The organism is Bradyrhizobium sp. INPA03-11B, assembly GCF_040446015.1.
Taxonomy (GTDB): domain Bacteria; phylum Pseudomonadota; class Alphaproteobacteria; order Rhizobiales; family Xanthobacteraceae; genus Bradyrhizobium; species Bradyrhizobium macuxiense_A.
On sequence record NZ_JASGSR010000187.1, the window covers coordinates 1 to 10,973 of the forward strand.

At 65.5% G+C, this 10,973-nt stretch carries 11 protein-coding genes; 2 read left to right on the plus strand and 9 right to left on the minus strand.

Translation table 11 applies throughout. The features are described 5' to 3' along the window. From QMZ05_RS38560 to QMZ05_RS38590, 7 genes are all read right to left on the minus strand, one after another. Positions 1 to 383 (minus strand): enoyl-CoA hydratase-related protein (locus QMZ05_RS38560; RefSeq protein ID WP_353705518.1); only part of this gene is annotated, 383 nt, incomplete at its 3' end. A 116-nt stretch (positions 384 to 499) separates the two neighbouring features. Next, complete coding sequence (locus QMZ05_RS38565) at positions 500 to 1,315, minus strand: glutamine amidotransferase (protein WP_353705519.1); 816 nt, start codon at positions 1,313 to 1,315, stop codon at positions 500 to 502. Between the two features lie 175 nt (positions 1,316 to 1,490). After that, on the minus strand, positions 1,491 to 2,270 hold the full coding sequence (locus tag QMZ05_RS38570) for an SDR family oxidoreductase (protein WP_353705520.1): 780 nt from the start codon (positions 2,268 to 2,270) through the stop codon (positions 1,491 to 1,493). A gap of 227 nt (positions 2,271 to 2,497) precedes the next feature. Then, positions 2,498 to 3,001 (minus strand): TerB family tellurite resistance protein, encoded by a 504-nt coding sequence (locus QMZ05_RS38575; protein ID WP_050426121.1) that lies wholly within the window; start codon positions 2,999 to 3,001, stop codon positions 2,498 to 2,500. 179 nt (positions 3,002 to 3,180) lie between these two features. Further along, a complete protein-coding gene (locus QMZ05_RS38580) occupies positions 3,181 to 4,590 on the minus strand; it encodes an adenylate/guanylate cyclase domain-containing protein (RefSeq protein WP_353705521.1) in 1,410 nt (469 codons plus the stop codon). A gap of 41 nt (positions 4,591 to 4,631) precedes the next feature. Further along, positions 4,632 to 6,017 (minus strand): cytochrome P450, encoded by a 1,386-nt coding sequence (locus tag QMZ05_RS38585; protein ID WP_353705522.1) that lies wholly within the window; start codon positions 6,015 to 6,017, stop codon positions 4,632 to 4,634. Between the two features lie 83 nt (positions 6,018 to 6,100). Next, entirely contained in the window at positions 6,101 to 7,462 is a 1,362-nt protein-coding gene (locus tag QMZ05_RS38590; protein WP_353705523.1) for a hydrolase, read from the minus strand. 150 nt (positions 7,463 to 7,612) lie between these two features. On the opposite strand from QMZ05_RS38590, the gene QMZ05_RS38595 reads away from it, so the two are divergent. Next, the gene (locus QMZ05_RS38595) at positions 7,613 to 9,292 is read left to right on the plus strand and encodes an MFS transporter (protein WP_353705524.1); all 1,680 of its coding nucleotides are present in this window, start codon (positions 7,613 to 7,615) and stop codon (positions 9,290 to 9,292) included. Between the two features lie 7 nt (positions 9,293 to 9,299). Here the strand turns inward: QMZ05_RS38595 and QMZ05_RS38600 are convergent, their stop codons facing one another. Both QMZ05_RS38600 and QMZ05_RS38605 read right to left on the minus strand, forming a co-directional pair. Continuing rightward, positions 9,300 to 9,515, minus strand: a complete 216-nt coding sequence (locus QMZ05_RS38600; protein ID WP_353705525.1) for a cysteine rich repeat-containing protein — start codon at positions 9,513 to 9,515, stop codon at positions 9,300 to 9,302. Between the two features lie 98 nt (positions 9,516 to 9,613). After that, a complete protein-coding gene (locus QMZ05_RS38605) occupies positions 9,614 to 9,904 on the minus strand; it encodes a hypothetical protein (protein ID WP_353705526.1) in 291 nt (96 codons plus the stop codon). Positions 9,905 to 10,120: 216 nt separating this feature from the next. Between QMZ05_RS38605 and QMZ05_RS38610 the strand changes: the two genes are divergently transcribed. After that, on the plus strand, positions 10,121 to 10,973 hold an 853-nt coding region (locus QMZ05_RS38610), incomplete at its 3' end, for a polysaccharide deacetylase family protein (protein WP_353705527.1).

Genomic DNA, 10,973 nt, shown 5'->3' on the forward strand with positions numbered 1-10,973 from the left:
TCGCAATACAGCGCGTGGACCAGGCCGATGCCGGCCGTGGCGCCGTTGAGCATCGCGATCACGGGCTTCTTGATGGCAGGGTAATAGGCGTAGCGCGTCTGCCAGTCGGCGCGGCGGTTCATGTCGAATGGAATGCTCTCGCCGCGCCGGACCTCGTTGGGATCGATCCCCTTCAGCGCTTCCATGTCAGCGCCGGCGCAGAAGCCGCGGCCCGCGCCGGTCAGGACGATGACGCGAACATCGTCGTCGTTCGATGCAGCCTCCATCGCGTGGCGCACGTCGCGCTCCATGACCGCAGTCCACGCATTCATGCGGTCGGGGCGGTTGAGCGTGATGGTCGCGATCCGGTCGCTGACCTCATAGAGGATGTGCTGGTAGCTCACGGCGATCTCCCTGTGCCTTGTTGTTGTTGATCAGCGCGGCGACGTAAGCCGCGCGCGGCAGCCGACAGTAGCACATCCATCAGAATGAAAAGGCGGCGCGAAATTCCGCCACGCGGCTATTCGGCGGCCTGTAGCAGTACCGGCTGCGGCTCACGCGCGATCCAGCCGTCGATGAAATGCTTCAGCCAGGCACGCTCGGCGGCATCGTGTACGGCGCGCTCAGCAAAGTGCTGATGACGCGGTTGCGCACCCGGCGAGTCCATCCGCACGCAACCGCGCGCGGTCCAGCGATGCATCATCGCGTAGGTCACGTCGGGATGGAATTGCAGGCCGAAGGCATTGCCGAACTGGAACGCCTGCACCGGAAAATCATCGCCCGCTGCGAGCAGGTCCGCGCCGTCGGGCAGTTGAAATCCCTCGCCATGCCAGTGATAGACACGCGCCGGCCAGTCCGGACACAGCACGCGCCCCGGCGCCGTCGGCCTGACCGGGTAATAACCAACCTCGACACGGCCTTGCGGATGCGGCGCGACGCGCGCGCCGAGTTGCCGCGCCAGCATCTGTGCACCGAGGCAGATGCCCAGGAACGGACGCTGCTCGCGCAAGGGAATTGCGATCCAGTCGATCTCACGCCGCACGTAATCGTCGGGATCATTGGCGCTCATCGGGCCGCCGCAGATCACCGCGCCGGCATGCGCGTCGAGCGTTGCGGGCAGCGCGTCGCCGAAGCGCGGACGGCGGATGTCGAGAGGGTAGCCCAGCGCACGCAGGGCATTGCCGATCCGGCCGGGAGTCGAGGTCTCCTGATGCAGCACGACCAGCACCGGCCGCCGCGAAACCTGATCCAGGATCTGATCTACCGGCGTGACCGCGGCCGGCCTTCGGTTTGCGAAGGGCACCACGACACGGGTTTGGTCAGACCGGAACGACATTGCCTCTGCTTGAAGGTTTGGCCTCTGCTTAAGGATTCGGCACGTAAGGTGCGATCATAGCTAAGTGGTCGTTAACATCGTGTGAGTTTGCGCACAGACGTGCGAAGCAAATCGCGGGCCAGAAACAGCCCTAACGACGATCAATGGGCGCGTTTCGGGGAGAAGCGAGCAGCGGCTAGCGCTTGCGGAGCTGGAAACCGCCGACCGCCGTCAGGATGAAGGAGCGCGGAAACAACCGGAGCAGGAACGGCACGACCTTGATGAAGGCGCCCGGCAGTACGGCGCGCTTGTTGGCCATCAGGCCGCGATAGGCCTGGCGCGCGACCTCATCAGGCGCGACGTTGAGGATCGCAGAATCGAAGCCAGGCGCGAAGCCGGCGCGGTCCTGGAACTCGGAAGGCACGGGACCCGGGCAAACCACGGTGACGCGCACGCCCTTCGGCGCCAGCTCACAGCGCATCGCCTCGGAGAACGACAGCACATAGGCCTTGCTGGCGTAATACACCGCCATGCCGGGGCCGGGCAGGAAGCCGGCGATCGAGCCGAGATTGAGGATGCCGCCGCGGTTGCGGATCAACTGATCGGCAAAACGCAGCGTCAGGTCGGTCAGCGCGCGGATGTTGACGTTGATGATGTTGAGCTGCTCGGCACGGTCGCGCTCGATGGCGAGGCCGAACAGGCCGAAGCCGGCATTGTTGACGAGATATTCGACCTCGACCCCGGCCTCGGTCAGCGCTTGCGCGATCCGGTCGCCCGCATCGCTCTGCTGGAGGTCACAAGGGATCACGATCGGGGCCGCGCCGCCCTTGGCCCCAAGCTCGTCGGCGAGCGCCTTCAGGCGGTCGGCGCGCCGCGCCACCAGCGCCAGGCGGTGACCATTCGATGCAAACACGCGCGCCAGTTCGGTGCCTATGCCCGCCGATGCCCCGGTTATCAGCGTCACACGCTCAGTCACGTTTCAAACTCTTACTGCAAATTCTAGTGAGGTCCCCAACAAGGCGACGAGAGCATAGGCATGCGGTGGGACGCAAGACGTGTATGGGGTTGTGGACAGCGGCCGGGGCGCCGGTTTCGGGACGAAACGACCAATTTTCAGTCGGATCGCCCCCAATCGCGGCGGACATTAAAGTTTCGTCATCCGTGGTGCCGGCGACGATGCTCCCGCTTGCGCGGCCGACCGTGTCAGATTGCCGCGTCGGCCGTGCCCCAAGGGCCCTTCGGCAGCTCCGCCTGCTTCTCGGCGACCCGGTGCTTGAGGTCGATACGGTCGCGCGAGGAAATGCCGAGCAGATCGGCAGCGCGCCAGACCACATTGTCCTCGAACTCGCTGACCTGGCCGTCGGCATAGACCAGCTCCCACATCATCTCGACGATGCGCAGCCGTCCCTCCTCATTCACCGAGCGCATGATCACACTGGTAAAGTGATAGAGATCCACCGCCTCGCCTTCAACGCGCATTGCGGACGCTATCAACTTGTCGGCGGTGCCGGGATCGAGCTGGAAGCGGCTCTCGATCAGGCTGTGCAGCTTGCGCGTCTCGGCGGGCGTCGGCTCGCCGTCCAGCGAGACGACATGCACCAGCAGCGCGGTGGCCGCCAGGCGATAGTCGCCATCATCGAAAGCGCGGTCGGCCTTTGCATCGGGGGAAACGATATCGGCAATGAATTGGCGGAGTCCGTCGAGCATTGCTCTCTCTGTCGAATGAAGAAGTCTTTGTTCAGAGCATGATCTGTCCGGAAAACCGCTACACACTTTTCCGGATCATGCTCCAAAATCTATATGGCGTGGAAACAGAACCGGCGCAATCCGCGCGGGTTCCCGCCGCGGCATTACGTTTCGGCAAGCATTACATATCTGCAATATGACTACGGTATCTCGTACACCACGAGCTTGTCGGCAATGCCGCGCAGCGCAGCTTCCTTCTGGATCGGCTTGATCGCCGCGCGATCGAGGATGCCTGCAACCTCCGCCGATTCCATCACCGGCTGGGTCAGATGGATTTCCTGCGACGTCGACAGGCTCTGCACCCTGGCTGCGATATTCACGGTCTGGCCGAAATAATCCTGCCGCTCGTTCAGCGTCACCGCGAGGCACGGCCCCTCATGGATGCCGATCTTGACGACCAGATCCTCCTTGCCGCGCTCGGTGTTGAGCTCTTTCATCGCGGCCCGCATGCGCAAGCCCGCCGACAATGCGTGCTCGGGCCGGATGAAGGTTGCCATCACGGCATCGCCAATCGTCTTCACGACGGCGCCGCGCTCGGAGGCAATGATCTCGAGCAGCGCGTGGAAATGCGCGCGCACCAGATCGAACGCGGCGAGATCGCCGACCCGCTCATAGAGCGCGGTCGAGCCCTTGAGATCGGTGAACAGGAAAGTCAGCGCGGTGATCTTCAGCCGCTGGTCGACGGTGAGATTGTCGGCCTTGAACACGTCGCGGAAGGTCTGGTTCGACAGCATCCGCTTTGCAGTGAGGATCGGCTTGCGCTTGCCGAGCAATTTGTGCAGCGGATCGCCGGCGATCCACACCGATGGCAGCACCCGAACGTCGGCATGATTTTCCAGCGAAAGCCGCAGCGGCCCCGGCCGCATCGTCGAGGTGCCGGTCGGCGCATGCGACTTGTTGAACGCGATCGAGAACTGCTGACGATCGGTGGTCGGCTCGCCCTCGACGGCAAAGAAGTGCGCCGAATGCGTCACCGGCTCGAACACGATGATGAACTCATTGGGCAGATTGAGCGACAGGATCGCCTTTTCGCCGGGCGGCAGCTCGAGCCCCTCCAGCGTCACCTCGTTGATCAGGGTCGACACCGAACTCTCGTCGAACTCGATGCCGGAGCTCCAGAACATCTGGCGGAAATATTCCCAGATCGGCAGCGTATTCGGATCGTGCGCGGCAATGTGGCGGACCCGCGGGCTGACGGTGAAGGCGACCTCGACCAGTTCATCAACAGAGGCCTCGTAGCCGCACGCGCACAGCGCACAATTATAGTCGTCATGGCGCAGCGACTTCAGCGTCGTATGCGCATCGAGCACGCCGCCGCAGCCCGGACACAGCACGTTCCAGCTCATGTCGAACAGACCGAGCCGCGAGGCATGCAGGAAGCCGGAGATCACTTTCTCCTCTTCGAGCCCGGTGCGGCGCGAGAAATCCAGAACGTTGATGCGGTTGAGCTCGCGATCATGCCCGTCCGCGATCAACTGCTGCATGGCATCGACGACGGCCGGATCGGTCGTCTGCCTGAGGACTGCGAAGTGGGCCTGCGTATCGCTCATGGTGAGGCCTTAAGTGAGCGTTGGGACACCGCCGTGCAAGGTCAGCGCGGCTTGATCGTGAACACCGGAGAGCGGTTCGGCTGTGTCGTCACCACGCCGATCGGAATCACCGGATCCTTGTCCGCCAGCGCGGCGCGGAACGCGCCGACGATCTTCGCGAGCGCGAGCGTCGCCTCGACCAGCGCAAAATGCGCGCCGATGCAGACCCGCGCGCCGACGCCGAACGGCAGATAGGCAAAGCGATCGGGCGGCGTTCCCGTCATGAAGCGCTGTGGCACGAACGCATTCGGGTCGCGCCACAACTTTTCATGGCGGTGCAACAGCCACGGCGCGATCAGGATTACGTCATGCTTCCTGACCGGACGGCCCATGATGGTGTCCGGACCGCCTGCTGCACGCGCGATCAGGAATGCCGGCGGATAAAGCCGCATGGTTTCATCGATCACGGCGCGGGTGAACTTCAGCTTCTCGACGTCGAGCGCACCTGACGTCGTCATGCTCCTGACTTCTGCTGCCAATTGTTCCTGGGTCTCGGGATCGAGCGCCAGCAGATAGAGCGCCCAGAACAGCGCGGTCGCAGTGGTCTCATGGCCGGCCAGGATCATGGTCGCGACCTGGTCGCCGAGTTGGGCATCGGTGAAGGCCTGGCCGGTTTCAGGATCGCGCGCGGCGCCCATCAGGTCGAACAGGTCGCGGGCCGGCGCGTTGTCGTCCTTGCCGGCGGCGCGGCGCTCGGCCATCAGCATGCCGACGAATGCGGTCCAGCGCTTACGGAAGCGGGCGCGCCGGAAATCCTGCGGGGTCGGCCAGTTCAGGGGCAACAGCAGGTCCAGCATATGCGGCCGCGCCAGCGTATCGCCATACTCCATCACAAAGTCGCGCAGCGCGGCGCCGTAGCGATCCATGCCGAACGAGAACATGGTGCGGCCGGCGATCTCCAGCGTCATGCGCTGCATCACCTCGCGTAGATCGACCGGGCCGCCGCTCGCGGTCTTCAGCTTGGCGATCGTCTCGTCGACCGCCGCGATCATGTAGGGCACGAGCGTCATCACCGCGCGCGGCGTGAATGCCGGCGCCAGCGTGCGGCGCTGATGCTTCCACGCGCGGCCCTCGGCGATCAGCAGTCCCTCGCCCAGCATCGGACGCAGCACGCGCAAACCGGCGGGCGTGCGGGTGTAGTTCTCGTAATTGTCGACTAGCACATGGCGGATCGCATCCGGCGTGTTGAGGATGAAGCTCGAATGGTTGAAGAAGCGGCCCTGGACGATGTCGTCCTCATAGGCGCGCTGGCCCCAGGTCTCGATCGGCGAGTTGCGCATCACCCGCATCCGCTGGAACGCGCCCATGTCGGCGGGCGCGCGCGGCGGAGCCGGCGGGATCAGGGGACGCCGCGTGACCGTGATATCGTGGACTTCGGCTATGCTCATGGTCCTCGCTTCCTGCCTCACGCATTGGCCGATCCGGCCATGCGATCCCGGCGCCATGAAGGCGCGCGAACCCTCTACCAGACCTAATAAGTCAGCTCGGCGACCGCAATCCGGTTCTCGGACGCCGGCCACGCCCGCATCACGATGCGCTCCCCGTTGAAGATCGCCGCCACCGGACGGCCGACCTCGGTGGCGGCGAGCCGCAACGTCGTCACCGCGTCCGTCGGCACGCCGGATTTGACGTCGGACGGCTCCTTGCCGTCGAACAGCACGATATCGCGCGGCAGGCCGAAATAACCGCGCGGCCGCGACATCAGCACGATGGCGCCTGCACCGGCATCGGCCGGCAGCATCGGCCGCGCCGCACGCAAATGCACGATCTCGGAAGAGCGCGGAAACGGCGAGCGATAGATGTGCGTCGTCACCGCATCAGGCGAGGTCAGCACGAATTCGAGCGGCCAGGACGGATCTACCTGCGCCGGCCCCCAGCGGCCGTCGGCGCCGGTCTGCGAGCTGTGCAGCGGGCCGCCGATACGCTCGCCGGTCTCCGCCGACACACGATAGATATCGACCGTGGCGCCCGGTACTGGCCGGTTGGTCGGCACGCCGCCCGGCGTGCCCGTGACGAGGCCGCTCAACCGCACCGCTGTCTCCGGCACGATCTCGATCCGCGACGGCTCGTGCCCGGCGATGAATTTGTAGATCTCGCGAAAGGCGCGCGGATGATACGCGGTCTCGCGATGATCGACCGCGCCAAGCACCAGATTGGTCGCGCCCTTCAGCGCCGGGCCTTCCGCCGTGACGTTGGTTGGCGTGCCCGGCTTGCCGATGAAGCGGCCGTCGGCTTGCGCATATTTGTCGAGGCCGTCACTGCGCAAGGTCAGGAATGCCGTGCCGACAGTTACCTCGCTGTCGCCATCGTTCAGCCCGCGCAGGAACGGTCCGCGCCCGTTGAACTCGGCGCCGAGGCCGTCGTCGGACGCATACACACCGTGATTGGGCGTGCCGCACAGCACCGCGTGGCTGATATCGCCGCCGCCACCATTCTTGATGGTGTTGCGGATCGCATTGCCGCCGCGGGAATTCCCGACCAGCGCGATGCGCACGGCGCCGCTCGTCTGCTTCAGCTCCTTGACCGCCTCGGCGAGTGCGCGGCGCTGGTCCTCGGTCGAGGAGCGGCCCGCCTGCTCGACCTTGTCGTCGGCGCGCGCCAGGGGATCGATGAAATTGATCGCAGCCATGCGCTCGCGCGGCACGCCGTTGGACTCCATCCGCCACAGCGTTGTCATCCAGAGCGCGGCGTGATCGCCATTGCCGTGCACGAACAGGATCGGCGGGATGTCGCCAGCCGGCCCGGACTGGGCCAAGGCTGGGGCGGCGAGGCGGCCGGCCAGCAGGGTCAGGGCGCCGGCCCCTTGAAAAAATCTCCGCCGCGACAGCGCCATTGGTCCCCTTCCCCAAGCCTTTCAGGGCTTTAGCTGTGTCCTACGCCCGTAAAGCATACCGTAATCGCTGGACAGGACACGCGTTTGCCGGGCATCAGTTGATGCAGCCGGAATCATTCACAAACCATAGCAGGCCAACCGGAACCGGATATGACCGAACCGCCTGATCGACCAGACAGTATCACTGCACCGTTGCGGCATTCAATCTTCAGGCGGATCTGGCTCGCCAGCCTGCTCTCCAATCTCGGCATCCTGATCCAGGGCGTCGGCGCCGCCTGGGCGATGACCCAGATGAGCTCGGAAGCCGACAAGGTCGCGCTGGTGCAGACCGCGCTGATGCTGCCGGTGATGCTGATCTCGATGCCGGCCGGCGCCATCGCCGACATGCATGACCGACGCATCGTGGCGCTGGTGTCGCTTATGATCGCGCTCTCCGGCGCCACCACGCTGACCGTGCTGGCCTGGTTCAATCTGGTGACGCCGAACATCCTGCTCGCGCTGTGCTTCGTCGTCGGCAGCGGCATGGCGCTGTTCGGCCCGGCCTGGCAATCCTCGGTCAGCGAGCAGGTGCCGTCGGAGACGCTGCCGGCCGCGGTCGCGCTGAACGGCATCAGCTACAACATCGCGCGCAGCTTTGGTCCGGCGATCGGCGGCATCGTGGTCGCCTCCGCAGGCGCCGTGGCGGCGTTCGCCGCCAATGCCGTGCTGTATCTGCCGCTGCTGGTCGTGCTGTTCCTGTGGAATCGCGTCAGCGAGCCGTCGCGGCTGCCGCGCGAGCGGTTGAACCGCGCCATCGTCTCCGGCGTGCGCTACATCACCAATTCGCCGTCGATCAAGATCGTGCTGACCCGCACCATGGTGACCGGCATCATCGGCGGCTCGGTCTCGGCGCTGATGCCGCTGGTGGCGCGCGATTTGCTGCATGGCGGCGCGCAGACCTACGGCATCATGCTCGGCGCCTTCGGCATGGGCGCGGTGATCGGCGCACTCAACATCAGCGAGATCCGCAGCCGGCTCAGCGGCGAAGCCGCGGTGCGGACCTGCGCGCTGCTGATGGGCGTCGCGATCGCAATCGTCGCCGTGAGCAAGCAGCCCGTCATCACCGCAGCCGCGCTGGTGGTGGCCGGCGCGGTGTGGATGCTGGCGATCGCGCTGTTCAATATCGGCGTGCAGCTCTCGGCGCCGCGCTGGGTCGCGGGCCGTTCGCTGGCGGCGTTCCAGGCCTCGATCGCCGGCGGCATCGCGATCGGAAGCTGGTGCTGGGGCCGCATCACGGATGTCGGCGGCGTCGAGATGGCGCTGCTGATCTCAGCCGGCCTGATGCTGCTGTCGCCAGTGCTCGGCATCTGGCTCAGGATGCCGCCAATCGGCGCGCGGAACGAGGACGCGACCGATACGTTGGCCGATCCCGAGGTGCGGCTGCAACTGTCCGGGCGCAGCGGGCCACTGGTGGTCGAGATCGAGTACCGGGTGGCGCAGGACAATGCGCGCGCCTTCCATAATGTGATGCAGGACGTGCAGCTCAGCCGCCAGCGCAACGGCGCCTATGGCTGGTCGATCGCGCGCGACATCGCCGATCCCGAATTGTGGACCGAGCGCTATCATTGCCCGACCTGGCTCGATTTCCTGCGCCAGCGCAACCGCGCCACCCAGATCGAGCGCGAGCTGCACCAGAAGGCGGCCGCCTTCCATATCGGCGCGGAGCCGATCCGCGTGCGCCGGATGCTGGAACGTCCGTTCGGCTCGGTGCGCTGGAAGGACGAGACCCCGGACCGCGCCGCCAAGGAAGTGATCCCGGTGGTCGCGACCGCGGCGGGCAGCAGCACGTAGCCGGCCGTTACTGCCCGTTTTCGGCGAGCGTCTGCTGGCAGGCCTTGCTGAGGCGGCTGCGATGCTCCTTCAGGCAGGCCAGCACGACCTGATCGCCCTCGCTGAGATGGGCGCGGCAGAACCGCGAGGCATCGCGCGAGCAGGCATCACGCCCCTGCTGCTGTGCCGGGGCGGCCGACGTCAACAGAACCAGTGGAACGACGGCGAACAGAAATCGGGTCATCTCTCAAAGCCTCTAAGGAATAGAACGCTGGTTCTATAGCGTTTCATGGATGCGAAGAAGCTTGAAACGGCAGACCCGGCCAGTTCCCACGGCGCAAATCACTCCGCGGCGGCCCGGCGCTGCGCCGCGAGATCGCGATCCAGCACGACGCGGCAGCCGCTGCTGAGCTGGGAGCGATTCTTGACCATGCAGGCGGTGATCCTGGGGATGTTCGGGATCTCCGCGCTGCACAGCCGGAACGCATCGCCCGAGCACATCTGCTGCGCTTCGGCACTGAAGGCAAAGCTCGCGGTCGGCGACAACACGGCAATTGTGGCCGCAACGGCCAACGCGACGCCGGCTCTGCGCCCTGCACGCTCAAGATCCTGACTCCTGAAGATGGTGATCATGATCGGCTCCCATCGGCGCCGCAGTGGCGGGCCCTTGTTTGATGGACCGATCCTGCACGGGCGCGAGCTGGCCGACCGTGACGGTCATCACGCATGGATAAGGCCCGCTTTTTCTTGCCGTTCCGCCGCCTTGTTGGGACCGCGTTAAGACCTTGTTGGCATTAATGGCTCGTTACGGCTGTGGCGTATCCTTAAGTTCCGAGAGAGTGTGTAGCGATGCGTAGTGCGTTGGGCCTGATGCTGGCCAGTGTTGTAGCGGCGATCGTGATCGCCGGCGTGTGGTTCTGGACCTCCTCACCGCGTGCCGACGCGGCTCCTCCGCAGACAACGGCCGCAAGCCAGGCCGATCCGCTCCCCGCGGCGGCAAGGCAGGCCGCCAGGGACGATGTCGACACGACCGCCGCGCTATCGAAGCGCGCCGACGCCACCCAGGCGGCAGCGCCGGCCGCGGCCCCCGCACCGGCTCCGGCCCCCGTCGCGGCCGCGCCCAAATGCGCCAATCCCGATGGGCTCGGCATCAGCCGCACCGTCGTGGTCGACACGACAGGCGGCCCGGGCTTCGGCTTCCTGCAGTACAAGCAATATGACTTCCTGACTGACCATGAGGTCGTGCTGACCTTCGACGACGGTCCGTGGCCGACCACGCCCGCCGTGCTCAAGGCGCTGGCGGATGAGTGCACCAAGGCGGTGTTCTTCCCGATCGGCCTGCACACCACCTATCACCCGGATATCCTCCGCCAGGTCGCCGCCGCCGGCCACACCATCGGCGCTCACACCTGGTCGCACGCACATCTGGCCAGCAAGAAGATCACCGAGCAGCAGGCCAAGGACGAGATCGAGAAGGGCTTTAGCGCGGTGAAGCTGGCGCTGGGGGCTAACCCCGCTCCGTTCTTCCGCTTCCCGGCACTCGCGCACACGCCGGCGACCACAGCCTATCTCGGCACGCGCAACATCGCGATGTTCTCGGTCGACGTCGACTCCAACGACTTCAAGTCCAAGAGCTCCGACGAGGTGATCAACAACGTGATGACCAAGCTCGACAAGGAGCACAAGGGCATCATCCTGATGC

Bases quoted from the DNA above. Each gene is read 5' to 3' on its own strand.
- QMZ05_RS38565 (WP_353705519.1), bottom strand. From the start codon at position 1,315: ATGTCGTTCCGGTCTGACCAAACCCGTGTCGTGGTGCCCTTCGCAAAC.
- QMZ05_RS38575 (WP_050426121.1), bottom strand. From the start codon at position 3,001: ATGCTCGACGGACTCCGCCAATTCATTGCCGATATCGTTTCCCCCGAT.
- QMZ05_RS38580 (WP_353705521.1), bottom strand. From the start codon at position 4,590: ATGAGCGATACGCAGGCCCACTTCGCAGTCCTCAGGCAGACGACCGAT.
- QMZ05_RS38585 (WP_353705522.1), bottom strand. From the start codon at position 6,017: ATGAGCATAGCCGAAGTCCACGATATCACGGTCACGCGGCGTCCCCTG.
- QMZ05_RS38590 (WP_353705523.1), bottom strand. From the start codon at position 7,462: ATGGCGCTGTCGCGGCGGAGATTTTTTCAAGGGGCCGGCGCCCTGACC.
- QMZ05_RS38595 (WP_353705524.1), top strand. From the start codon at position 7,613: ATGACCGAACCGCCTGATCGACCAGACAGTATCACTGCACCGTTGCGG.
- QMZ05_RS38600 (WP_353705525.1), bottom strand. From the start codon at position 9,515: ATGACCCGATTTCTGTTCGCCGTCGTTCCACTGGTTCTGTTGACGTCG.
- QMZ05_RS38605 (WP_353705526.1), bottom strand. From the start codon at position 9,904: ATGATCACCATCTTCAGGAGTCAGGATCTTGAGCGTGCAGGGCGCAGA.